The sequence below is a fragment of the Vibrio sp. vnigr-6D03 genome, from assembly GCF_002835515.1.
Taxonomy (GTDB): domain Bacteria; phylum Pseudomonadota; class Gammaproteobacteria; order Enterobacterales; family Vibrionaceae; genus Vibrio; species Vibrio penaeicida.
Map to the genome: position 1 here is coordinate 245,999 of NZ_PIZL01000002.1, position 24,727 is coordinate 270,725.

The window sequence follows — 24,727 nt, forward strand, 5'->3', positions numbered from 1 at the left end:
TACTATCTGGGGAGTCTTTCTGGTCAATTATCAACTCAGATTGACTTCACCTCGATTGGTTCCCCGTGCTGTTTAAGTTTTGTCCGTTTTGTTCGATCGATCACATCTCCAACTAGCTGACCACAAGCTGCATCAATGTCATCACCACGAGTTTTACGAACAGTTACCGTGTAATCGTATTTCATCAACGTCTTCATAAAACGGTCAATGCGTGAGTTACTCGGCTTGCGGTATGGTGAACCAGGATAAGGGTTAAAAGGAATCAAATTTATCTTCGACGGAGTATCTTTTAACAATTCTGCGAGTTGTCTTGCATGTTCCATATCATCATTCACATGATCAAGCAGAACATACTCAATCGTAACTTTGCCACGGTTGGCATTAGAGGAGGCAATATAGCGCCTAACGGAATTGAGGAAGTCCTCGATGTCCCAGCGATCATTAATAGGCATGATCTCACTTCGAAGTTCATCATTTGGTGCGTGTAAAGAAATGGCCAGTGCAACATCGATGTTCCCTGTCATTTGATCGAGGCCAGAAACCACCCCTGAAGTTGAAACCGTCACGCGTCGCTTTGATAAACCAAAACCTAAGTCATCAAGCATGATCTCCAAAGACGGGATCAAGTTTTTCATGTTCAGCAAAGGCTCGCCCATTCCCATCATCACGACATTGGTAATCGGGCGACGACCGGTTTCTTTCTGCAAGCCAATTTCTCGTGCTGCACGCCAAACTTGGCCAATGATTTCCGACACTTTTAAGTTGCGGTTGAATCCTTGCTGAGCGGTAGAGCAAAATTTGCACTCAAGAGCACAACCTACTTGGGAGGACACGCAAAGTGTCGCTCTATCTGCATCAGGGATGTATACCGTTTCGACATCTTGATCACCAACACGCATTGCCCATTTGATGGTTCCATCAGAGGAGTGCTGAGCCTCAGAAACATAAGGAGCACGAATTTCTGAAACACGCATGAGCTTCTCTCGAAGCTTCTTATTGAGATTGGTCATGTTCTCAAAATCGTCGACACCAAAATGGTAGATCCACTTCATGACCTGATCAGCACGAAATGCTTTCTCACCTAATTCATCGGCGAAGTATTTTCGTAGCCCTTTACGGTCAAAATCCAGTAGATTTACTTTTTCGGTGCTCATGTTGTCTCTCGCAGGTGTAACTGTATTTAAGGGCGCGAATTGTACAGCCTTTACCCAGTGACAACAAGGGGTCGAAAGTAAGGTTATTTATAAAGGATTAATTTCAAATTGATTAATTTTTAAACAGAATAAAAATAACGAGTATGAGATGTTATATTGCGCGGGAACGGGAAAGGATTTTAGAAGCATTGCACCTATGAATAGGCATAAGTGCAATGATGAATTCACACTCTAGAAAAGATTAATCTTCTCGAGGGCAAATTTCAGACGCAGGGAAGAAAAACTCAATTTCTCGCGCTGCTGATTCAGGGCTATCACTTCCGTGAACGGAGTTGTAACGCATGCTTACCGCGTAATCAGCACGAATAGTTCCACATGCTGCTTCTTCAGGGTTCGTTTTACCCATTAACTCACGGTATCGAGCAATTGCATTTTCACCTTCAAGCACTTGAACCATAATCGGTCCAGATGTCATGAACTCTTTCAAACCTTCAAAGAAAGGCTTGCCTTCATGCTCAGCATAAAATCCACTTGCTTGGTCATCCGATAGATGAACCATTTTAGCAGCGATAATTCTTAAACCTGCTTTTTCAAATCGATGGTAGATTTCACCTACAAGATTTCTTTTTACAGCATCGGGCTTAATGATGGAAAACGTTCTTTCTAGAGCCATAGGATGTCCTTCGTTCTTTCGTTATAGTATCCGAGGGTTACAATTGATTTGCTTCCCTCGAATTTTTTAAGTTGAATTCAGTTTATTTCGCTTGTTCTGTCAAAATTCGAGCGAGTGTGCGTACACCCATACCCGTTGCGCCAGCCGACCATTTGTCACTCGCACTCTTACGATACGTGCCAGCACAGTCGAAATGCAACCAACCTTTCTTGTAGTCATTCACAAAATACGACAAAAAGGCTGCTGCAGTGCTCGCGCCTGGAGAGTAATGACCACTACTGATGTTTGACAAATCAGCAAAGTTTGAAGGCAACATTGAACGGTGAAAATCCGCCAGTGGCAGAGGCCATAGCCCCTCACGCTCTTCAGCAGCATAGCCTACAGCCTTAGATGACAGTTGCTGGTCAAATGACAACAGTGCATGGTAATCGTTACCCAAAGCATTCTTTGCTGCGCCAGTTAGAGTCGCGCAGTCGATTATCAGTTCTGGGTTTTGCTCGCTCGCGTACAGAAGACCATCCGCAAGAACCAAACGCCCTTCGGCATCAGTATTCATGATTTCGACAGTTTTGCCGTTTTTATAGGTGATGATGTCACCCAGCTTGAAAGCTCGACCTGAAATCATGTTCTCAGCACAACAAAGGATTAATTTCACACGCTTGTTAAGACCGCGAAGGATAGCCAAACCAAGACCACCTGTAATCGTACCTGCCCCCCCCATGTCAGCTTTCATGGCATCCATGAATCCAGAAGGCTTAATGCTGTAGCCGCCCGAATCAAAGGTAATACCCTTACCGACTAAACAAGCAAAAACAGGTGCATTTTCATCACCCGTTGGGTTGAAGTCCAATTGAAGCATTGCCGATGTACGTTCAGAACCACGACCAACCGCGTAAATGCCTTCCCAACCTTCTGTTAGCAAGTCTTTGTCTTTGACGATTCGGTAAGTCACGTGCTCTGGCGCTAGAGATTTAATAAACTCACCAGCCATAGTCGCAAGTTGACGAGGGGCAACTTCTTCAGCACTTTTGTTGATGATATCTCGAACCCAATTTCCTGCCTTGATGCGAGAATCTAATTCGTGTTGAGCACTCTCTTCAAGATCAACCCACTCAACGGAATTGGTATTTTTAGGTCCACGGTAGCCTTGATAGAACGCCCAAATGCTCTCTATATCCCAACCTTCGCCCTGCAAAAATACGGATTTGATTCCTTGACCATCCAGCTTGCGCCCTGCGCGCTGAATCACATCGACTAACTCACCATCGGTGTGGTGAATGGTTGTACCTTGTTCTGTAAAAGATAAAATTGCGTTTTCGCCCCATTGAGGGAGTGCCGCTTGTGAGGAAATGAATACCGGCATTTGTGTAGACATGATTTCTCCTTGTCTTGTCATCGTAATCTTCGCTGATTTCTATTACGACTTTGTTTCTTTTTACGAGTTGAGGAATGTTAGCATTATGTTCGTAGAAAATGTCATTTGCATAAAAAAAACGGGCTAGATAGCCCGCTTTTTTCAGTAAATAATGTCAAGTCAAGTAAACAACCCAACATATAACACAAGTTCTTAGATGACTTAGAGATCTGTGTGGACCTAACTAAATACATCTTCGGTTGAATCAATCCGCTTCATCCATCCAGCAGAGGATAATCGCTTCTAGAATTTTTTCATTTGATCGGCTTGGATCATCTTCAAACTCTTCTAACTCACAAATCCAGCGATGCAAATCCGTAAAACGCACAGTTTTAGGATCGGTGTCAGGAAACAGATCGCATAACTCAATTGCGATATCTCTCGAGTCTGTCCATTTTAAGCTCATTTCACTTCCTTATTAATGATCTTCAGCTGCATGATTCAGCGTGTACTTCGGAATTTCAACGACCAAGTCTTCGTCGGTGATCACCGCTTGGCAACCTAAGCGAGACTCAGGCTCTAAACCCCATGCTTTATCTAGCATGTCATCTTCAAGCTCTTCGCTCTCATCTAATGAATCGAACCCTTCGCGTACAACGATATGACAAGTAGTACAGGCACAGGATTTTTCACAAGCATGCTCGATTCCGATGCCATTTTTCAACGCAACATCAAGAACAGTCTGACCAGTTTGTCCTTCTAATACCGCGCCTTCTGGGCAAAGGTCTTCATGGGGTAAAACAATAATCTTTGGCATTTTAAATTCTCAAACTTATAACTGTTATATGTCATCAACTGATTGACCAGATAACGCTGATCGAATCGATTTGTCCATGCGACGAGACGCAAAATCTTGACTGGCTTTGTCCGTCTCTTTGATGCCTTGCTCAATCGCATCGGCATTGTCTTGGTTACGTAAAGCAATCAGAGCTTCTATCGATTTCAGCAACACCTGCCTTTCTTCCTCAGAAAGCAACTCATCACCATCAATTTGCAATGCTGAAACAAGACCTTCGATAACACGATCTGCTTCAACCCTTTGCTCAGCAAGTGCTCTAGCGTGCATGTCTACTTTTGCGTAGGTCATGGAGTCTTTCAGCATGTTAGCGACTTCATCATCACTCAAGCCATACGATGGCTTCACTTGGATTTCAGCCTGTACGCCAGTGCTCTTTTCCATGGCTGTTACTGACAGCAAACCATCCGCATCAACCTGATAAGTCACACGTATGTGCGCCGCACCAGCCGCCATTGGTGGTATACCTTTTAGTGAGAATTTGGCTAATGAGCGACAATCGTCAATCATTTCACGCTCACCTTGCGCAACATGAACGAGCATGCCCGTCTGCCCGTCTTTAAACGTAGTAAATTCTTGAGCTTTAGCGACTGGAATTGTGGTGTTTCTTGGGATGATTTTTTCAACCAAGCCACCCATGGTTTCAATCCCCAATGATAAAGGGATCACGTCAAGCAGTAGCATCTCGGAATCAGGCTTATTACCCGCTAATATATCCGCTTGAATGGCAGCGCCAATAGCAACAACCTCATCCGGATTGATGCTCGTGAGCGGTGTTTGTCCAAAGAATTCACCAACCATGTCACGAACATGTAGCGTGCGCGTTGAACCACCAACCATCACAACTTCTTGTATTTCATCTGTTGAAACCCCTGCATCTTTTAGCGCACGGCGGCAAGAAAGCAGTGTTTTCTTAACAAGTGGTTGAATGAGTTCATTGAACCTTTCACGAGACAACGAACCAGACCAAGATCCAAATACTACGTCTGTAGATTCAGAGTTTGATAGCTCGATTTTCGCTTGAGTTGCAACGTCCAGTAATACACGTTGCTGTTCATTGGAAAGCGTACCTAAAGTATTTGACTGCTCTTTAATGTAGTCCGCCACTATGTGGTCAAAATCATCACCACCTAGGGCAGAATCGCCACCAGTGGCAAGGACTTCAAAAACACCTTTGGATAAGCGAAGAATGGAAATATCAAACGTTCCTCCACCCAAATCGTAAACGGCGATCACACCTTCCTGAGTGGAATCGAGCCCATAAGCGATGGCTGCTGCTGTTGGCTCGTTCAACAATCGAAGAACATTCAACCCCGCAAGTGTTGCGGCATCTTTCGTACCTGCGCGCTGCGCATCGTCAAAATATGCAGGAACCGTAATCACTACGCCGGTCAACTCTCCACCGAGCGCTTCTTCCACACGTTTACCCAATGTTTGCAAAATTTCAGAAGAAACCTGGATTGGATTAACGTTGCCTTTTGATGTCTCAATTAATGGCAGACCATTTTCACTTTCAATAAAAGTATAAGGAAGAGAAGGGTAGCGTGTTTGAATATCACCTAAAGAACGACCAATAAGCCGTTTAGCGGAAATAATCGTTTGCTTGGGATCGGACTGAGCGTGCTCACGCGCTTTTTCTCCGACTAATGTAGTTTCAGAACCATAATAGACAACCGATGGCAAAATGCTTTCATTCTGCTCATCGACTAGTGGTTTTGCTGTTCCGCTAAGAACAGATGCCACCAGTGAGTTCGTCGTCCCCAAGTCAATGCCAGCCGCCAAACGATGCTCGTGTGGTGCTGAACTTTGACCCGGTTCTGCAATTTGAAGTAATGCCATTGAATGTCCTTTATTATCCGAGCAGTTTGTCTTCTAACTGCTCTATTTCATTTTGTAATTTGGCAATAAATTTTAGCTTACGAATACCATTCGCAGCGTTTTCCAGTGTGTTATCAGTTAATGCCTGAACCATCTCGCTCAAAAGCGATTGATACAGTTTACTGACCTTTTTCTCAAAATCGAATAATTCAGACTCAGGATCTGATGATGACTCAATATCCTCTAACGCTTCCCTTAGCTCCATCTGTTCCATTAAAAACATAGGATCTTGCATCGTGTTTTGCTCATTCCGAATGTCTACCCCTTTAAGGGAAAGAAGGTATTCAGCACGAGAAATCGGTTGTTTTAGTACTTGGAAAGCATCATTGATTTGCGCCGCTTTTTGCACGGCAAGAAGGCGATCTCGCTCGGATGCAGTAGCGAATTTATCTGGATGGAATTGGCGTTGAAGCTCTCTGAACTGAGTGGATAACGCAGCAACATCGAGATCAAACTGGCGAGAAATGCCAAACAATTCAAAATGATCCATTTTCTGACTCTCAGTGAAATCTGGGCAAAAAATAAAGATAAGTGGAAAGCACAAAACGCAGCGTTCACTGCGTTTTAAATCGATGTATTTGTTGAGCTTATTTATCAGACATTAAAGCTTTCGCCACAACCACACTCGCCTTTGACGTTGGGATTGTTAAACTGAAAACCTTCATTCAAGCCTTCTTTTACGAAGTCCAACTCAGTCCCGTCTAGGTAAACTAAGCTTTTAGGATCAATGATTATTTTCACATTGTCCTGCTCAAAGATTTCATCTTCTTCATTAAGAACATCAACAAATTCGAGAACATAAGCCATTCCGGAGCAACCTGTGGTTTTCACCCCAAGTCTTAAACCGATGCCTTTGCCTCGATTATCTAGAAATGATCTGACACGGCTTGTCGCCGCTTCTGTCATGGTAATGGCCATACTGCAACCTGCTAATCTTTAGTGAAATTAAAATGGAAGAAGCGCAAACTCCTTCCATTTACAATTATGACTCGTGTTTCTTTTTATAATCAGAAACAGCAGCTTTAATTGCATCCTCAGCAAGGATAGAACAGTGAACTTTTACCGGTGGTAATTCAAGTTCTTCGGCAATTTCTGCATTTTTGATAGCCGCTGCTTCGTCAATACTCTTACCTTTCACCCACTCGGTGATTAGAGAGCTAGAAGCAATGGCACTACCGCAGCCATAAGTTTTAAATTTCGCGTCTTCAATGATGCCTTCAGAAGACACTTTGATTTGCAGTTTCATAACGTCGCCACATGCTGGCGCGCCAACCATGCCACTACCAATGGATGGGTCTTCTTTATCGAATGAACCAACGTTGCGTGGGTTTTCGTAATGGTCTATAACTTTTTCGCTGTATGCCATAATTTTTTACCTCGAATCCTCTATATCCTTGAGATTAGTGGTGAGCCCATTCAACTGTGCTCAAATCTACACCTTCTTTATACATATCCCATAGAGGAGACATGTCGCGCAGTTTATCCACTGCAACACGAATCTTTTCAACGGCGTAATCAATGTCTTCTTCTGTCGTTAAACGACCAAAAGAAAAACGGATGGAGCTATGCGCTAGCTCGTCATCCAACCCTAGAGCACGTAGAACATACGAAGGCTCAAGGCTTGCTGATGTACATGCAGAGCCAGAAGAAACAGCTAGGTCTTTCAGTGCCATAAGCAGAGATTCACCCTCTACAAATGCAAAACTGATATTGAGATTGTGAGGAACGCGTTGCTCTAGATCACCATTGATCGTCAATGCTTCCATTCCCTCAAGACCTTTCAACATACGATCACGCAATGACTTTGCATGGTCGAAATCTTTTTGCATTTCTTCTTTTGCAATACGGAAGGCTTCACCCATACCAACAATTTGGTGAGTCGCCAAAGTACCAGAACGGAAACCACGCTCGTGACCGCCACCATGAATTTGCGCTTCTAGGCGAATACGTGGTTTGCGACGAACGTACAATGCACCAATACCTTTAGGACCGTATGCTTTATGCGCAGACATAGAAATAAGATCGACTTTCATTTCCTGAACATCTAGTGGCACTTTGCCAGCAGACTGTGCAGCATCAACATGAAAGATAATCTTGCGCTCACGGCAAAGTTCGCCGATAGCAGAAATGTCCTGAATGACACCGATTTCGTTGTTAACATGCATGATAGATACTAAAACAGTATCCTCTCGCATTGCTGCTTGAAGTTTATTCAGATCAATAATGCCATTGGATTCTGGCTCAATGTATGTCACTTCATAACCTTCACGCTCTAGCTGGCGGCACGGATCAAGAACCGCTTTATGTTCGGTTTTACACGTAATAACGTGCTTGCCTTTTTTGCCGTAAAAGTGCGCCGCACCTTTAATTGCTAGGTTGTCAGATTCTGTTGCGCCCGAGGTGAAAATAATTTCTCTTGGGTCAGCGTTTAATAGTTCAGCGATTTGCTCACGAGCAGTGTCTACTGCTTCTTCTGCCTGCCAGCCATAACGATGAGAACGAGATGCAGGGTTACCAAACGTCCCATCCATCGTCATGTACTGAACCATTTTTTCAGCAACGCGCGCATCAACCGGGCATGTTGCTGAGTAATCAAAATAAATGGGCAGTTTCATTTGTTACTCCAATGTAATATTGTCCGCTTAAGCGGTTATATAGACGCTATCTATGAGCGTACATTTACACCGATGGGAGCGGTGCTTGTATTTTTTTGTCCAAACCCATGATTGATCACCAAGTCGATATCCTGACGATCAGATATTTCTAATACTTCATTGTCCAACATCAACTCACCGAGAGTGATATTGTTTAAGAACTCACTAATTCTAGCACTCAGGTCGCGCCAAAGTGTGTGAGTTAGGCAGCGGGAGCCACCTTGGCAATCTGCTTTGCCATTACATTTAGTTGCATCGACAGATTCATCTACGGCAGCAATCACCATACCGACAGCAATATCATTCGCATCAGTACCAAGGCGGTAGCCACCACCAGGTCCGCGTACACTTGCAACTAATCCAGCTTTACGTAACTTAGAAAACAATTGTTCTAAGTAAGATAAAGAAATCCCCTGACGCTCTGAAATATCAGCCAGCGGCACTGGGCTTTCTTGTGAATGCAGAGCAACATCTAACATTGCTGTTACTGCATACCGTCCTTTAGATGTAAGTCTCATATCACACCGTATCCACAGTAAGTTTGTGGATAGAATTTTTCCATACCCGACTAAATTGGTCAAGTATTTATTTGACTGTTTTAGTCAGGTATTTAACCACACACTATTAATGGTTACTTTTCATTCGGAAGATTCTTTTGTACGGACGTTAAAATCCCCCTAAGAATATTGATTTCTTGGGCTTCAGGGCGTGCTCTAGAAAATAAACGTCGTAATTTATTCATCACCTGACCTGGGTTTCTATCATCTAGAAACTGGGTTTGAGTGATGACTTTTTCAAGGTGCTCATAGAACATTTCAAGCTCTTTGTGCCTAGGATAATCGCTTTCTTGCGGTGCTGGGTGTTCACTTGCGACGTCATTGAGGTGGGCTACTCGCACCTCATATGCCAAGGTCTGAACGGCCATCGCAAGATTCAAAGAACTGTATTCTGGGTTAGCGGGGATACAAACATGAAAATGGCAGCGTTGTAATTCGTCATTGGTTAATCCCGTTCTTTCTCGCCCAAACACAAGGGCAACAGGGTGGTTTTTACCTTCCAAAGCGAATAGCTCTCCGCACTCTCGGGGCTCTAACATTGGCCATTCTAATGTTCTAGAACGTGCACTAGAACCAACAACAAGACCACAGTCTTCAACGGCTTCTTCTAGCGTATTCACTACTTTCGCATTGAGAGCAATTTCACTGGCACCGGCTGCTAACGCTACAGATTGAGAGTCGACTTCACATTGAGGATCAACCAAGACCATGTTGGACAACCCCATCACTTTCATTGCACGCGCTGCGCTACCAATATTTCCTGAGTGTGACGTACCAACGAGGACAACTTTTACTTGGTCTAACATAGTGTAATTTACCGACTATTTAAAAACCGCGAAATAGTATCACAACACTTTAAAAAAGGTTATCCCTCTCCCTCAGACAGCAGTAGTTTCCTTCACATTGCTGAAAAGTGACAGCCAAGTTAATCGTTCAAAACAAGTTTTAAGCTCAAAAAATAACCACTTCCTTTTTACCGATACTCTGATATACTCCCCGCCGCTTTATCGTTCTTTAACATCCGTTGGGAAAAACTGTATGCATCCAATGCTTAACATTGCTATTCGCGCTGCGCGAAAAGCAGGCAATCATATTGCTAAATCACTAGAAAACGCTGACAAAATTGAATCTACTCAAAAAGGCAGCAATGACTTTGTTACTAACGTAGACAAAGAAGCAGAAGCTCTGATCATCGATACCATTAAAGCCTCTTACCCAGAGCACTGTATCGTTGCTGAAGAAAACGGTCTTATCGAAGGTAAAGATAAGGACGTACAATGGATCATCGACCCACTGGATGGCACGACAAACTTCTTAAAAGGTCTTCCTCACTTCTCTGTATCCATTGCTGTTCGAATGAAGGGCAAAACAGAAGTAGCTTGTGTATATGACCCAATGCAAAATGAGCTTTTCACTGCTCAGCGCGGCTCTGGCGCTCAACTTAACAATGCTCGTATTCGAGTAACACCACTTAAAGATCTTCAAGGTACTGTTTTAGCGACAGGCTTCCCGTTCAAGCAAAAGCAGCACTCAGAATCTTACATGAAGATTGTTTCTGGTCTGTTCACTGAATGTGCCGATTTCCGACGCACAGGCAGCGCAGCACTTGATTTGTGTTACCTAGCGGCAGGTCGTGTAGACGGTTTCTTTGAGCTAGGCTTAAAACCTTGGGATATGGCTGCTGGTGAACTTATTGCTCGTGAAGCAGGTGCTATCCTAACTGACTTTGCAGGCGGCACAAACTACATGCAATCTGGTAACATTGTCGGTTCTAGCCCACGCGGTGTAAAAGCAATTCTAAAACACATCCGCGAAAACGGTAACGAAGCTATCCTGAAGTAATTCTTCACTGTCACAAGCTGAATTTCTAAAACACCCAGTAACTAAACGCTCTCAAGCAGCAAAGTTACTGGGTGTTTTTTATTGTCACTTGCAAAGTGTCTAGGGTCTGTTGACCTTTCGAGATGATTTTTGCAGCAATTTGTGGGTGATTTATACAAGGCAACGCTCATTCGGTGTAGTTGCTCTACATCAATGAGCGATAACGCAGTAGAAATAAGCCACAAATGCTGCCCGAAGGGTTCGACTAGGCGTCCCCGCTCTATACCTTTTACTCTTTGTTGCAAGGTATTTACTTAGAATGTTAAACGACACACCTTGCGCCGCGATTAAAAGGCATAGAACTCGAACAAAATTTAACCACGAAAGGTCAACAGACCCTAACCTACTATCAGCCCACAACTCCAGAATACAAAAAAGCCACCTGAGTTAGGTGGCTTTAAGATAAGACTTAGTTGTCTGTAGACTAAGGTAACTCTTCGAGTTCTTCGCCTTCTTTCTCGATCTGAGGAGGCATAAGGTGCTCGCGCGTAATACCAAGCTTAAGTGCTAATGCAGAAGCTACGTAAATAGAAGAATACGTACCCACTGTAATACCAAGAAGTAGCGCAGTCGCGAAACCATGAATCATCGCTCCACCTTGGGTAAACAACGCGATAACCACAAACAAAGTAGTACCGGATGTAATCAAGGTACGGCTTAGGGTTTGGGTTACAGAACTATTCATTACCTCGGCAGATTCACCTTTACGCATCTTACGGAAGTTTTCTCGGATACGGTCAAATACAACGATGGTATCGTTGAGTGAGTACCCGACAACCGTTAGCAAGGCGGCTACGATGGTTAAATCCACCTCGATTTGCAGTAAAGAGAACACCCCTAAAGTGATGATAACGTCATGCGCCAATGCCAATACGGCACCCGCCGCTAAACGCCACTCAAAGCGAATCGATACATAAATCAAAATACAGATAAGTGCTGTCAGAATCGCCAGACCACCTGCTTCTGTTAGCTCATCGCCCACGTTAGGACCAACAAACTCAATACGACGCATTTCTAGGTTTTCGCCAGTGCCCTCTTTTATTGCATCAAGAATTTGATTACCAAGAGTTTCACCTTTTACTCCATCACGTGGACGAAGACGAACCATTACATCGCGAGATGAACCGAAATTCTGAACGGTCGCGTCACCAAAGCCTTTCGCTTCAAGTGCCGCACGTACATCTTCCAAGTTTGCTGGTTGCTCAAAACCGACTTCAATCAGCGTACCACCAGTGAAGTCCAGCCCCCAGTTCAACCCCTTACCAACGAGTGTGCCGATTGCACCCACGATAAGTAAGACAGAAAGAACAAAGGCACCTTTCGACCAACGCATGAAGTCGATCATTTTGTCTGTTTTCAATATCTGAAACATGATAATTCCTTAGATCGACAACTTGTTGATGCGCTTACCGCCATAAAGCAGGTTCACGACACAACGTGTACCAATAATGGCAGTAAACATGGAGGTCAAAATACCGATAGACAGTGTGACAGCGAAGCCTTTAATCGCACCCGTACCTACTGCAAATAGAATGATTGCAGTGATCAGAGTGGTGATGTTGGCATCGGCAATGGTACTGAATGCATTCGCATAACCTTGATGAATCGCTTGCTGAGGGTTTCGACCATCACGAAGCTCCTCTCGGATACGCTCAAAGATAAGGACATTCGCATCTACGGCCATACCAACGGTTAGTACGATACCTGCAATACCTGGAAGCGTCATTGTCGCACCCGGAATCATCGACATCACACCAATAATCAAGATGATGTTAGCGATTAGCGCTAGGTTGGCAAAAATACCAAACTTACGGTAGTAAACCAGACAGAACAACATCACAGCAACCAAACCAAAGATACACGCTTGAATACCCATATCGATGTTTTGCTGTCCCATAGAAGGACCGATTGTACGCTCTTCAACAATGGAGATTGGCGCGATCAGTGCACCAGCACGAAGTAGCAACGCAAGGTTGTGAGCTTCTGCGGCAGAATCAATACCAGTAATTCGGAAGCTTCGACCAAGTGCCGTTTGAATGGTCGCTTGGTTAATGACTTCTTCATGCTTGTTGAGAATCACTTTGCCTTCAGGTGTACGGCGACCACTGTCTTTGTATTCAGCAAACACGGTAGCCATCAACTTGCCAACATTCTTCTTAGAGAAGCTGGACATCTTACTGCCACCTTCACTGTCTAAGTTAATGTTAACTTGCGGACGACCGTATTCATCGGCACTCGAACTTGCATCAGTGATGCTTGAGCCGCCAAGAATAATGCGCTTTTTCAGAACAACAGGGCGACCATCACGATCAAACTTGATTTCACTGCCTGCAGGAGCACGACCACGCGCCGCCGCTGCCAAGTCAGCTTTATCATCCACTTCACGGAATTCAAGTGTAGCGGTTGCACCTAAGATTTCTTTCGCACGAGCTGTATCTTGAACACCAGGAAGCTCAACAACGATTCGGCTAGCACCTTGACGTTGAACTAATGGTTCAGCAACACCAAGCTCGTTCACACGATTACGCAAAATAGTAATATTTTGCTCAACCGCATAGTTACGAATTTCTTGTAAGCGCTGCTCAGTGAATGTCGCTCTAAGAGAGAAACGGCTGCTTGTGCTGTTGTCGACAAAAATCATGTCTTGATGCGTTCTTTCAAGCAAGCTTTCAGCTTGTTCAAGCTGCTCTGCGTCTCTTAAAACAATTTCAACGGCATCTTTACCTGACTTGCGAATAGCGCGATAACGAATACGTTGCTCACGTAATTCACTACGAAACGCTTCTTCTTGCTGACCAACAAGCTTTTCCATCGCAGCGTCCATGTCTACTTCCATAAGGAAGTGAACACCACCACGAAGATCAAGACCCAGCTTCATCGGCGTAGCGCCAATGGCATCTAGCCATTCTGGTGTAGCAGGTGCGAGGTTAAGAGCAACAATGGCTTCTTTTCCTAATGCTGTATTGATAGCATCACGCGCACTGATTTGAGTATCGGTATCTAAAAAGCGAACAAGAATGGAGCCATTTTCTAGTGCGATGGACTTTTTAGGGAGGTTTTCTTTTTCAAGAACTTCGGTAACAGCATCCAGCGTTGACATATCTACTGAGGCACCACGTGCCCCAGTAACTTGAATAGCCGGATCTTCACCATAAATATTCGGAAGTGCATACAATGCGCTGACAAGGATGAGTAACATCACCATCAGGTACTTCCACAAAGGATAACGGTTTAACACAGCGAGGATCCTTTAGCTGTTTTACAGAGATTTCAGTGTACCCTTTGGCAGCACTGCAGTAACAAAGTCTTTCTTAATAGTCACTTCGTTGTTGTCGTTCAATGCAATCGCAATGTAGTCGTTGTCTTCAGAGATTTTTGCAATCTTACCAACTAGACCACCATTGGTTAGCACTTCATCACCTTTCTGCATTCCTGCCATTAGGTTTTTGTGCTCTTTTGAACGCTTAGCTTGTGGGCGGTAAATCATGAAGTAAAAAATAACCGCAAACATACCCAACATGATGATCATTTCAAAACCACCACCTTGTGGAGCACCTTCACCCGCGGCGTGTGCAACAGAAATCAAACTCATTGAGAAACATCCTCTATATTATTTTATTTAGTAGTCAATAAATTGGGACGTATTGCCCGACTTTCAAGAGCCGAGCAATAACGCACAACTATTTATTCAACGGTGGCACTTCGCGGTTGCGACGTGCGTAAAAATCTTCAACAAATTGGTCGAAGCGATCTTCATCGATGGCAGTACGGATACTTTCCATAACACGTTGGTAATAACGTAGGTTGTGAATAGTATTCAATCTAGAACCAAGGATTTCATTACAACGGTCTAGATGATGCAAATACGCCTTTGAATAGTTTTGGCAAGTGTAACAGTCACACTCAGGATCCAAAGGGGTTGTATCGGTTTTATGTGTCGCATTGCGGATCTTGATCACACCACCAGTCACAAACAAGTGTCCGTTGCGTGCATTTCGTGTAGGCATCACACAATCGAACATGTCGATACCACGGCGTACGCCTTCCACTAAGTCCTCTGGTTTACCAACACCCATAAGGTATCTAGGCTTATCTTCAGGCAACTGAGGACAGGTATGCTCAAGCACTCTATGCATGTCTTCTTTCGGTTCACCAACCGCTAATCCACCAACAGCATATCCATCAAAACCTATGTCTGTGAGGCCTTTAACCGACACGTCTCGCAAATCTTCATAGACGCCACCTTGAACAATACCAAACAAAGAGTTTTGGTTATCTAACTTGTCAAAGTGGTCACGGCTGCGTTGTGCCCAACGAAGTGACATTTCCATGGATTTTTTAGCTTCGTCGTGCGTCGCAGGGTATGGCGTACATTCGTCGAAAATCATGACAACATCAGAACCAAGATCTTTCTGAATTTCCATCGACTTTTCGGCGTCCATGAATATTCTGTCACCGTTTACAGGGTTGCGAAAATGCACGCCCTCTTCGGTAATTTTTCTGATATCACCAAGGCTGAATACTTGAAAACCGCCTGAATCCGTAAGAATAGGACCGTGCCAATTCATGAAATCGTGCAAATCGCCATGCATTTTCATCACTTCTTGTCCTGGGCGTAGCCACAGGTGGAACGTATTGCCTAACAGAATTTCAGCGCCTGTCCCCTTCACTTCTTCAGGAGTCATCCCTTTTACGGTACCGTAAGTACCTACAGGCATAAATGCAGGGGTTTGAACGATTCCACGTTCAAAAGTAAGCTGCCCACGGCGAGCATTACCATTTGTCTTTTTTAATTCGTATGTAAGTTTCACGAAGCCTCCAATACGCCAGAGAAACAATCTGACTATTTACGTACTTTGCGCCAACCAGCTTTAGCTCATCGCGCTCCTTCACACTCTGTTTAAGAGGTGTGACAGGATTATCCTTTCCTAAAACCCCTAAGTGACCCCGTGATGCTAGATTCGGTATTGTGACATCACTTTGAGGTAAGCTTCACTGGCTCCTTGAGTGAAACAAACGGGAGTATATCGAAATACGCCCGTTGATTGTCTGATTAGCCCCGCTTTTTGGTGATAAACATGGCATCACCATAACTAAAGAAGCGGTACTGTTCTTGAACAGCATGTTCGTATGCTCTCATCACATTATCGTAACCCGCAAATGCGCTGACTAACATGATGAGTGTTGATTCAGGTAGATGGAAATTGGTAATCAAGCAATCAACCAATTGATATTCGTAACCTGGATAGATAAAGATTTCGGTGTCACCAAAAAATGGGTCAAACTCAACACCTTTCTTTTTTGCTTCTTGAGCCGCGCTCTCTAATGAACGTACCGACGTCGTACCAACAGCAATAACCCGACCTCCGCGTTTTTTAGTTGCTGCGATTGCGTCAACCACATCTTGAGGAACTTCGACATATTCCGCATGCATGTGGTGATCGTTGATATTATCAACCCGCACTGGCTGAAAAGTACCTGCACCTACATGCAAAGTAACGTAAGCAAATTCGACACCTTTACTCTTTATTTGTTCCAACAGCGCTTCATCAAAATGTAAGCCTGCCGTAGGCGCCGCTACCGCTCCTGGCTTTTCGTTATATACCGTTTGATAGCGTTCTTTGTCGGTGTCTTCATCAGGGCGATCAATATAAGGCGGAAGTGGCATGTGCCCAATATCGTTAAGAATATCTAAGACGTTCTTGTCTGACTTAAATTTAATCTCAAATAGCGCATCGTGGCGTGCAACCATTTCGGCAAGATATTCATCATTTTCACCGAGGAAAAGCTCTGTTCCCGGCTTAGGTGGCTTAGAGCAGCGAACATGAGCCAAGATAGTATGCTCATCTAACACTCGCTCAACTAACGCTTCTAACTTGCCACCAGAAGCTTTGCGACCAAACATACGAGCTGGAATAACGCGTGTGTTATTGAATACCAGAAGATCGCCAGGTTGTACCTGTTCTAGAACATCTTTGAAGGTACCATCGATTAACGCTCCGCTGTCGCCTTCAAGTTGAAGTAGTCTGCTAGCAGTACGTTCAGGTTGTGGGTAACGAGCGATCAGCTCATCAGGAAGCTCAAAATGAAAATCGGATACTTGCATTGCTATTGGTCTTTATAAAAATGACTGAGAATTACGCAGGGGAAGTAGTATAGGCGTCACATAGTCAATAGCAAGTATTGATGATGGCTTTATTGTAAACGGGCGTATCGACTTGGTTGTTGAAAATATTCCGAACACTTGAGCATTGTAATAATAAAGAGCACCATTCCTGGAAACAGTGCTCTTCAATACCTATTTTCGCCTTAGCCAACCCAACATTCCTAACATAAATAGGAAATATAAACTTGGAGATGAGGCACCGTCAGGTGCAACGAAATTACAATTAGCCGTAGATATACTGTTGTTACACTGAGCGTCTTTTTTTGCTTGCTCTTCCGCTTCAATCACTATGTTCGGCTTAGTGACAGCGCTACTAGGCAGTTTTGTTGAGCTAACATAACCATAAATCCAAGAGTAATAGGTACTGACTTTTGAATAGAAGGCGGGCTTGGTTAATGAACCACAGGTGGGCGAAACTAAAGGACCACCACTCACAATCCCAACTTGAACATCAGTAGCGTCTGCGGCTTTTGCCATCAACGGACCACCACTATCACCTTTACAAGTATCATTGCCGTATACGGTTCCTGCCGCCTCATCGAGTACATATTTTTCAGTCGGTAATGTACAAATTTTAGATTGATTAGCCCCCGACTCTAGAAGAACGGGTAGCCCTTCAATGGAATTTAATCGAACAAAGCAATCAGCAGTCGGGTAGAAAGCAAGTTGAGTAGTAAGCAATTCGTCTGTTTTCTTGGTGGCCGCTGGATCAGTAAATCCCCAGCCAAACGCATCTAAATTACTTGGTCTGTTGTTATTACCGTTACTGCCCGTATCTGTCTGGGCTTCATACCATTCGGTATTGAGTCGATTTTCGATCTCCGACATAACACTCGGAGAAGCAAGTGTTACTGGTGTCACGTCAGTTACGGGAAGTTGTAAGCGAATCAAAGCCACATCGTTATCTAGAGCCAGACGCTCCACAATTGATGAACCATCGGTTTTTACAATGATTTTGGCTCTATCGCTATAGCTTGGGTGCACGACAACATGGCTTGCCATGTAGAAATCACGAGTGGCCGCATTTTTAAGGGATTTAGAGCGCGTGGTTATGGTTAAATTACTTGGATGAGTAACCTTGTAAAGCCCATTATCCAATGGAAAGACAACACAGTGTGCTGCAGTAAGCACCCAATGCGGAGATAAAAGTGTCCCCCCACAAAATGGAAACTCAGCCATATCACTTGAACGAATTGCAACTCGGTTTCCAGAAGTAAGATCAGTAACCGCTTTTCCTTTTACAATCGCTGATGCATTGGTACTACAAAGCCCAATCGCAATTGCCATACCCGCCAGTATTTTCTTCATAATCTTGCCTTGAGATATCAAACTTCGAACAGTGTGAAAGAATCAAAAAGCACAAAGAACCGACAACCTAGACTTATGCGAGATAGCACATATAAATATTTGTTTCTGAAACGAAATCCTTTCATGAAAAAACAATTCGACTCGCAAAACAGATAAAAATGCCCTCACACTATGAGGGCTTAAGAAAACTAAGGCACGCTTGGCTATTTGAGCCATTCAATCATATCTTTGAGCACTCGTTGAGTCGCGACTATCCCTACTTCGCCGCCAACATCACAAAGACCGTTACCACATGTATCGAAGTGATGTCCGGCATTTTCAAGCAGATGAAGTTCACTGCCATTGGTACATTGCGTCACACTTCTTTGGTTAACAAAATCAATCTGAGATTTTTGTGCTGGTCCATTCTCGATATCGCCACTTAACGCATTACATAAGCGTAATGCCTGGCTGACCGAAACTATTTCATCACTCATCCCGTGAGTAATAAACATAGCTGGAGCATGGGTGGGGCTTTGTTCTACAGATTGAAGTAAGCTGTTTTTCTGGATGATCGCTTCATCGCCAGTAAGTTCGTTCCAGTGACTTTTTCCTGTTAACGTCGTTATCATCCAACCTATATAGTTACAGTCCAATGTATTAGCTTGGGCTGTTTCACAGCGAGATAAATATTCATTGTTTTGTACTTCTTTTAATTGGTGAGCAAAATCAGGTACAGGGAACATCGGAGCGATTTTATCAATAACGCCAGGGAACTGTTGAGATAACCACACCGACATATGACCACCAGCCGATTGCCCCATAACACGAACCGATTTTCGGCTATCCGTAAATTTAGCATTGTTGCTCTGCACCCATTGGAAAGCATCTTTCACGTCTTGCTTGCTATCTTCGATAGTAACGTTGTTACACTCAGGTCCCGCATCACCAAGCTGACCAGCAAGCCGATAGAAAGGCATGTATACGACAAACCCAGCGTTTGTGAAGTGGGCTATTTGTGTTTCTGCACTGCGTCCAGTATCCAACCTTTGCAACCAGCCGCCGCCATGGATCATCATTAACGGTGTACCACTTGTTAAATCTGCATTTCTGTAAACTCGCATTTCTAAGTGACAAGCACCCGCATCAGAATAGGTTGTTTTATAAGTATTTCGTTGGACCAAAGGCAACTCAGAAATATCATGCTCTAACGTCGAGATGGGTAATGCAGCATGGTGACCTGGCATCCATGCATCTTGAACATAATTTAAATCTTCGCTATTACCGTAGTTTTCTCCACGATAATCGAAATCACGCAAGCAATATTCCAAGCCCGATTCCTGCTTGAACTCTAAACTCTTCAAGCACTGGTTATCAGAGTAATACCAATCTCTACCTGCGGTTGAAGGGTCAACAGCATGGCATTGACCATGGCGTTGATACAAATTAGGTAAAAATTCATTTCCTTTGCGGCTGGATAGAGCACGCAAGCAATAGGTCGCATGTTCTTTCAAGGAGTCTAATTCAGGATTTTCGTTTGGCTGCTTCAAAAGTTCTTTCAAGCGAGTATCATGATGTTTGAAATAGCCCATACTGGCTTCCATAGGAGAGCCTGGCTCACTCGGTTGATTGGTTAAATAGAGGTTCAACAAAATATCTGGTAGTGCTGGAGTAGCGTAAGCAGGCAAGCTGCTAGAAGCGCATAATGCTGCAAGCGTAAGTACCTTTTTCATAATCATCCTTTTGGTATTTGGGGCACACTGACAAATTGAATCCCATTTGCTTTGTCAGTTATTTAAGCCATCTACCCAAATCGATATAAATTGTTGAGCTCGCAAGGAGTGAGCGATTTGGGCAATTGACCGACCACTCGAAGTGTGAAGTATCTCGAATAACCCTTAGAACTATTGATACAAATTTATGCGACCAGCTGCATGGAATTAATTTCGCTTATTGATATTTTCATCCAAAGAATTCATCCCCCTAATTCCTCTCAAATACTTTTCGTGGATTAAGCCAAAATAGCGATTTACGTCCCAGTTAATATGCAGATAACTACCTATATTGAAAGTAGGATGACAATAAGCAGGAGGTCGAGATGATCAAGATTGAAGATATGATGACTCGCAGCCCTCATACTCTTTTGCGGTCTCATTCACTACAAGACGCCAAGAACCTTATGGCCGAGCATGACATTCGTCATGTCCCTATCATTGACACCGATTCAAAACTTCTTGGTGTTATTTCTCAACGAGATGTATTAGCAACTCAAGAATCGGTGCTCACCAAAGAGACGCAAGCCGGCTCTTTCACTCTCGCCACGCCAATAGACAAAGTAATGGTTTCAAAAGTCATTGCTGTGTCACCAAAGGCAGGGCTAAGAGAAAGCGCGATATATATGCAAAAGCATAAAATTGGATGCCTGCCTGTTGTTGAGCATGGTAAGTTGGTTGGCATTATTACGGATACAGATTTTGTAGGTATCGCCATTAACCTACTTGAAATAGAAGAAGATACGGAACCCGAAAAGGCTGATCTTTGATTTCATTTTCAACACAAACCAAGGTCCGAGGTTGGGTCTGTTGTTGAATTGAAAGCGTATAAGCGCGCTGCCTTTTAAAAGAAGTGCGCGCCCTTTCGTCTTAGTATTAAGATGGACCACTAAATTCGCGATCACTGTTCTACATTAATATTTCACTAGTGTTATATTAAATTAATGATTTAAAGGTTCGAGATACAATGCTATCAAATACTGAATTAATGCTGCTTCATCTCCTCCATCAAGATGGGAACATGTCTGGCTACGACATTAATCGCTTGGTTGAACAACGGGGTTTTCGTGAATGGGCTGAGATTGGCATGACATCTATTTACGTCAGCCTAAACAAACTCGCCAAAAAAGAACTCGTTAGAGCAGAGCTGGATATAGCAAAGAAAGGAAAAGGTCCTACACCTAAGAAATATTTTTTGCTTCCTGCGGGAACAAGCCACCTTAAACAAGAAGTAGAAAATGGGATTCAGGCACTCCGGTTAAAAGATTCTCGCTTTCGCCTATGTATTTCAGCTCTTTCGATTCTTAACCGGGAAGAACAAAAGGTGCTGTTTAAAGAAAGGGTTATCGCGCTCAAAAATCGAAAGCATGAACTAGAACACACGACATATATAGCTCAAGGGGGAGAAGGGCTCCCCCAAAACGTGCGCTGGCTGTTCCAATATTCATTCGACGCCCTTCAAATGGAAGTCAACTTTGCAAATAGCGTACTGAAGGATTTATCAGCGGATAGTTAAAGGATCGATCATGACTCACGTAATTCAACCTTTTGATATTTTCAACGGTGTACACTGCGAAACAAACACCACTGGGTGCTTACTCAAAAAAGCGGGTATTGAACTTTCTGAACCCATGCTTTTTGGCTTAGGCGAGGGGCTAGGGTTTGTTTATTGGAATATGAAAGGCATGGGATTCCCTTTCATCGGTGGGCGACTAAAGCCAGGAGAAATTACCCGTAACCTCGCAAAAAACTTACCGTTAGAGGTTGAATTCAAAGAGACAAGCTCCGTCAAAAAGGCGTGGAGTAACGTAAAAGAAGCCATAGACAATGGTATCGCCGTTGGACTGCAATTGGACTGTTACCACCTTGAATATTTTGGTGCGAAAGTACATTTTGCTGGGCACTTTGCTGCAATGTACGGCTATGACGATGAATTTGCTTATTTGGTAGATACCTCCCCTTCACATGGACTAGTCAAATCTAAGCTAAACAATCTTGCTATGGCTAGAAATGAAAAAGGGCCTATGGCAGCCAAAAATTTGATGTACACCATTCAACCTCCCAAAAAACCGTTTGATTTGAATCACGCCCTAAAAACGTCCATCAAAAACAATGCACGTCAGCACATAAACCCACCCATCAAGAATCTTGGCTACAAAGGGATTTTAAAAACCAGCCAAGAACTAAAGTCATGGTTCAAACAGAGTAAGAACCTAGAATATGAATTCACAACCACAGCGATGATTATGGAAAAAGCGGGAACAGGCGGTGCCCTATTCCGTAATATGTATCGAGACTTTTTGGAAGAAGCTTATTCAAGCTTGGGGGCACCAGAGCTCAACCAAGCAAAGAAGATATTCGAAGGGGTTGCGAAAGATTGGACTCAAGTTGCCCAATGTATTCATGAAGCAGGGGAGAACTTCGATGAAGTACGCTTACTAGAAGCTTGTACACTTCTAGAAAGCTTATCAGAAAAAGAATTCAACGCGATGAGTCTACTGGCTGACCAAAAATAAACAAAACTATATACCCAAGTGGCCTCTAAGAATATGTGCAGTAAACAAACCTTGCTGCACGTTCAATCACAAGAGCTCTGAAACCAAATCGGCTAATTTATGGAAGCTTTCAAGCCGTGAGGAGCTCGGTCGCCAAACTAAACCGATATCTCGATATGCATGCTGACCTGGCGGTTCAATCACTACCAAGTTTTGGTTTTCCAGCAACCCATGCTCTATCGCCATTTGAGGAATAAAAGTCGTACCAAGTCCATTTGCCACCATTTGAACTAGCGTATGAAGGCTAGTTGCCGTAAATGGGTTAATTTTTTCTTTTTTAGTTAACTTACAAGCGGAAACAGCGTGTTCGGTTAAGCAGTGCTCATTCTCTAAAAGAAAAACAAACTCATCGGGCAAGTCGTCGTAGCGAATCGGTACTCGAATCGTGCTGGCATGATTTGCACTAATCACCATCCTAAAAGGATCCTGCCCAACAATTTTGCTGTCCATACCGCCAATGTCGACAGGCAAAGCCAAGATCAGTATATCTAACTCACCATGACGAAGTGCAGCTAACAAATTTGTGGTGGTATCTTCTCTTAGTAATAAATTGAGGTTTGGAAAACGCTGATTCACCTCTTGAACCAAGTCGCTCAGTAGAAATGGAGCGATCGTTGGAATACACCCTACCCTAAGCTGCCCTTGCATTGACTCCCCTTGGCATAGGCTTCCTAGTTCAACAAGATCTTGCCCTTTAGCTAGCAGCTCTCGCCCTTGCTGTACAACCTTGTCTCCGACTGGGGTAAAGACTAAGGGGCTCTTCTTGTCTTTTTTCTCGTACAAAGGGCACCCTATCAATTCTTCTAGATTTTGGATGCCTTTGCTCAGTGTTGATTGGCTAACAAAACACTTCTCTGCCGCATCACCGAAATGGCGCGTTTCAAATAGAGTAATGAGGTAATGTAGCTGCTTTAAACTTGGCCACTTATTCATATGATATTTTTACAAATTTGTGAGACTTCTATGAACTGATTACAGAATAAGCTCATCGCTTTTTTCGATTAACTTAATCTATTAATTTCGCTTTTTTCTATCCTACTTTATGTACTATAGTTTGTCTCGTTGAAACAGGAAGCCAATTCACAATGGTTGGCAATAACTCTATTTTAGGAGCAAAAAAATGGTACTAGTAGGTCGTCAAGCCCCTGACTTTACTGCTGCAGCAGTTCTAGGCAACGGTGAGATCGTTGATAACTTCAACTTTGCAGAATTCACTAAAGGTAAGAAAGCGGTAATTTTCTTCTACCCTCTAGACTTCACATTCGTTTGTCCTTCTGAGCTAATCGCTTTTGATAACCGTCTGGAAGATTTCCAAGCGAAAGGCGTTGAAGTAATCGGTGTTTCTATCGATTCTCAGTTCTCTCACAACGCATGGCGTAACACTGCTATCGAAGATGGCGGTATCGGTCAAGTAAAATACCCTCTAGTTGCTGACGTTAAGCACGAGATCTGCAAAGCATACGACGTTGAGCACCCAGAAGCTGGCGTTGCTTTCCGTGGTTCATTCCTAATCGATGCTGACGGTCTTGTACGTCACCAAGTAGTTAACGATCTTCCACTAGGTCGTAACATCGACGAAATGCTACGCATGGTAGACGCACTAAACTTCCACGAGAAGAATGGTGAAGTTTGTCCTGCACAATGGGAAGAAGGTAAATCAGGTATGGACGCATCTCCAAAAGGTGTTGCAGCATTCCTATCTGAGCACGCTGACGACCTAAGCAAATAATCACCACTTAACTCTCACCAAGCTCAACAGTGAGTGTGGCTGAATTAGATAGCAAATAGCACGCAGCCAAGATTAAGTCGTAGTTAGCCTTAGAAAGCCCGAAGATAATTCTTCGGGCTTTTCTTTTTTACTTACATGAGTATTACCTCACATACTGAAATAGTTAACTTGTCTATTCTGAATAGACTATTTCTGACGTGGAAAGCCAAAC

At 43.6% G+C, this 24,727-nt stretch carries 25 protein-coding genes; 5 read left to right on the forward strand and 20 right to left on the reverse strand.

What is annotated here, in order from left to right; all coding sequences use genetic code 11:
* Positions 1–35: 35 nt before the first annotated feature.
* The 12 genes from CW749_RS04420 to trmJ all read right to left on the reverse strand — a co-directional run bounded on the left by CW749_RS04420 (position 36) and on the right by trmJ (position 9,932).
* Positions 36–1,154, reverse strand: a complete 1,119-nt coding sequence (locus tag CW749_RS04420) for a bifunctional tRNA (adenosine(37)-C2)-methyltransferase TrmG/ribosomal RNA large subunit methyltransferase RlmN (protein WP_101110823.1) — start codon at positions 1,152–1,154, stop codon at positions 36–38.
* A gap of 241 nt (positions 1,155–1,395) precedes the next feature.
* On the reverse strand, positions 1,396–1,827 hold the full coding sequence (ndk, locus tag CW749_RS04425; protein ID WP_101110824.1) for a nucleoside-diphosphate kinase: 432 nt from the start codon (positions 1,825–1,827) through the stop codon (positions 1,396–1,398).
* An 82-nt stretch (positions 1,828–1,909) separates the two neighbouring features.
* Complete coding sequence (pepB, locus tag CW749_RS04430) at positions 1,910–3,202, reverse strand: aminopeptidase PepB (RefSeq protein WP_101110825.1); 1,293 nt, start codon at positions 3,200–3,202, stop codon at positions 1,910–1,912.
* A gap of 244 nt (positions 3,203–3,446) precedes the next feature.
* Entirely contained in the window at positions 3,447–3,647 is a 201-nt protein-coding gene (iscX, locus tag CW749_RS04435) for a Fe-S cluster assembly protein IscX (protein WP_101110826.1), read from the reverse strand.
* Positions 3,648–3,659: 12 nt separating this feature from the next.
* Positions 3,660–3,998, reverse strand: a complete 339-nt coding sequence (gene fdx / locus CW749_RS04440; RefSeq protein ID WP_101110827.1) for an ISC system 2Fe-2S type ferredoxin — start codon at positions 3,996–3,998, stop codon at positions 3,660–3,662.
* A 24-nt stretch (positions 3,999–4,022) separates the two neighbouring features.
* Complete coding sequence (gene hscA, locus CW749_RS04445) at positions 4,023–5,876, reverse strand: Fe-S protein assembly chaperone HscA (RefSeq protein ID WP_101110828.1); 1,854 nt, start codon at positions 5,874–5,876, stop codon at positions 4,023–4,025.
* 13 nt (positions 5,877–5,889) lie between these two features.
* Entirely contained in the window at positions 5,890–6,405 is a 516-nt protein-coding gene (hscB, locus tag CW749_RS04450) for a co-chaperone HscB (RefSeq protein WP_101110829.1), read from the reverse strand.
* A gap of 104 nt (positions 6,406–6,509) precedes the next feature.
* The gene (gene iscA, locus CW749_RS04455) at positions 6,510–6,833 is read right to left on the reverse strand and encodes an iron-sulfur cluster assembly protein IscA (RefSeq protein ID WP_101110830.1); all 324 of its coding nucleotides are present in this window, start codon (positions 6,831–6,833) and stop codon (positions 6,510–6,512) included.
* Between the two features lie 64 nt (positions 6,834–6,897).
* Positions 6,898–7,281: a Fe-S cluster assembly scaffold IscU gene (gene iscU, locus CW749_RS04460; RefSeq protein ID WP_101110831.1), complete on the reverse strand. Its 384-nt coding sequence runs from the start codon at positions 7,279–7,281 to the stop codon at positions 6,898–6,900.
* Between the two features lie 34 nt (positions 7,282–7,315).
* Positions 7,316–8,530: an IscS subfamily cysteine desulfurase gene (locus CW749_RS04465; RefSeq protein WP_101110832.1), complete on the reverse strand. Its 1,215-nt coding sequence runs from the start codon at positions 8,528–8,530 to the stop codon at positions 7,316–7,318.
* Between the two features lie 50 nt (positions 8,531–8,580).
* Entirely contained in the window at positions 8,581–9,087 is a 507-nt protein-coding gene (iscR, locus tag CW749_RS04470) for a Fe-S cluster assembly transcriptional regulator IscR (RefSeq protein WP_101110833.1), read from the reverse strand.
* Positions 9,088–9,200: 113 nt separating this feature from the next.
* Positions 9,201–9,932: a tRNA (cytosine(32)/uridine(32)-2'-O)-methyltransferase TrmJ gene (gene trmJ / locus CW749_RS04475; protein WP_101110834.1), complete on the reverse strand. Its 732-nt coding sequence runs from the start codon at positions 9,930–9,932 to the stop codon at positions 9,201–9,203.
* A 232-nt stretch (positions 9,933–10,164) separates the two neighbouring features.
* Here trmJ and suhB point away from each other — a divergent pair, with 232 nt between their 5' ends.
* Positions 10,165–10,968 carry an inositol-1-monophosphatase gene (gene suhB / locus CW749_RS04480; RefSeq protein WP_101110835.1) on the forward strand — a complete coding sequence of 268 codons (804 nt, stop codon included), beginning with the start codon at positions 10,165–10,167 and terminating at the stop codon, positions 10,966–10,968.
* 463 nt (positions 10,969–11,431) lie between these two features.
* Here the strand turns inward: suhB and secF are convergent, their stop codons facing one another.
* From secF to CW749_RS04520, 7 genes are all read right to left on the reverse strand, one after another.
* Positions 11,432–12,379: a protein translocase subunit SecF gene (secF, locus tag CW749_RS04490; protein ID WP_101110836.1), complete on the reverse strand. Its 948-nt coding sequence runs from the start codon at positions 12,377–12,379 to the stop codon at positions 11,432–11,434.
* A 9-nt stretch (positions 12,380–12,388) separates the two neighbouring features.
* A complete protein-coding gene (gene secD, locus CW749_RS04495) occupies positions 12,389–14,245 on the reverse strand; it encodes a protein translocase subunit SecD (protein WP_101110837.1) in 1,857 nt (618 codons plus the stop codon).
* A gap of 21 nt (positions 14,246–14,266) precedes the next feature.
* Positions 14,267–14,599 carry a preprotein translocase subunit YajC gene (yajC, locus tag CW749_RS04500; RefSeq protein WP_101110838.1) on the reverse strand — a complete coding sequence of 111 codons (333 nt, stop codon included), beginning with the start codon at positions 14,597–14,599 and terminating at the stop codon, positions 14,267–14,269.
* An 88-nt stretch (positions 14,600–14,687) separates the two neighbouring features.
* Positions 14,688–15,818, reverse strand: a complete 1,131-nt coding sequence (tgt, locus tag CW749_RS04505; protein WP_101110839.1) for a tRNA guanosine(34) transglycosylase Tgt — start codon at positions 15,816–15,818, stop codon at positions 14,688–14,690.
* Positions 15,819–16,060: 242 nt separating this feature from the next.
* Positions 16,061–17,113 carry a tRNA preQ1(34) S-adenosylmethionine ribosyltransferase-isomerase QueA gene (gene queA, locus CW749_RS04510; protein ID WP_101110840.1) on the reverse strand — a complete coding sequence of 351 codons (1,053 nt, stop codon included), beginning with the start codon at positions 17,111–17,113 and terminating at the stop codon, positions 16,061–16,063.
* 192 nt (positions 17,114–17,305) lie between these two features.
* Positions 17,306–18,481 (reverse strand): serine protease, encoded by a 1,176-nt coding sequence (locus tag CW749_RS04515; RefSeq protein WP_101110841.1) that lies wholly within the window; start codon positions 18,479–18,481, stop codon positions 17,306–17,308.
* Between the two features lie 203 nt (positions 18,482–18,684).
* Positions 18,685–20,193: an alpha/beta hydrolase gene (locus CW749_RS04520; RefSeq protein ID WP_180958320.1), complete on the reverse strand. Its 1,509-nt coding sequence runs from the start codon at positions 20,191–20,193 to the stop codon at positions 18,685–18,687.
* 365 nt (positions 20,194–20,558) lie between these two features.
* Between CW749_RS04520 and CW749_RS04525 the strand changes: the two genes are divergently transcribed.
* The 3 genes from CW749_RS04525 (at position 20,559) to CW749_RS04535 (ending at position 22,748) form a co-directional block, all read left to right on the forward strand.
* A complete protein-coding gene (locus CW749_RS04525; RefSeq protein ID WP_101110843.1) occupies positions 20,559–21,002 on the forward strand; it encodes a CBS domain-containing protein in 444 nt (147 codons plus the stop codon).
* A gap of 197 nt (positions 21,003–21,199) precedes the next feature.
* Entirely contained in the window at positions 21,200–21,748 is a 549-nt protein-coding gene (locus CW749_RS04530; protein WP_101110844.1) for a PadR family transcriptional regulator, read from the forward strand.
* A 10-nt stretch (positions 21,749–21,758) separates the two neighbouring features.
* Positions 21,759–22,748: a BtrH N-terminal domain-containing protein gene (locus tag CW749_RS04535; RefSeq protein WP_101110845.1), complete on the forward strand. Its 990-nt coding sequence runs from the start codon at positions 21,759–21,761 to the stop codon at positions 22,746–22,748.
* Positions 22,749–22,814: 66 nt separating this feature from the next.
* Here the strand turns inward: CW749_RS04535 and CW749_RS04540 are convergent, their stop codons facing one another.
* On the reverse strand, positions 22,815–23,720 hold the full coding sequence (locus CW749_RS04540; RefSeq protein WP_101110846.1) for a hydrogen peroxide-inducible genes activator: 906 nt from the start codon (positions 23,718–23,720) through the stop codon (positions 22,815–22,817).
* Between the two features lie 187 nt (positions 23,721–23,907).
* On the opposite strand from CW749_RS04540, the gene CW749_RS04545 reads away from it, so the two are divergent.
* The gene (locus CW749_RS04545; protein WP_101110847.1) at positions 23,908–24,516 is read left to right on the forward strand and encodes a peroxiredoxin C; all 609 of its coding nucleotides are present in this window, start codon (positions 23,908–23,910) and stop codon (positions 24,514–24,516) included.
* The last annotated feature ends 211 nt before the right edge of the window (positions 24,517–24,727 follow it).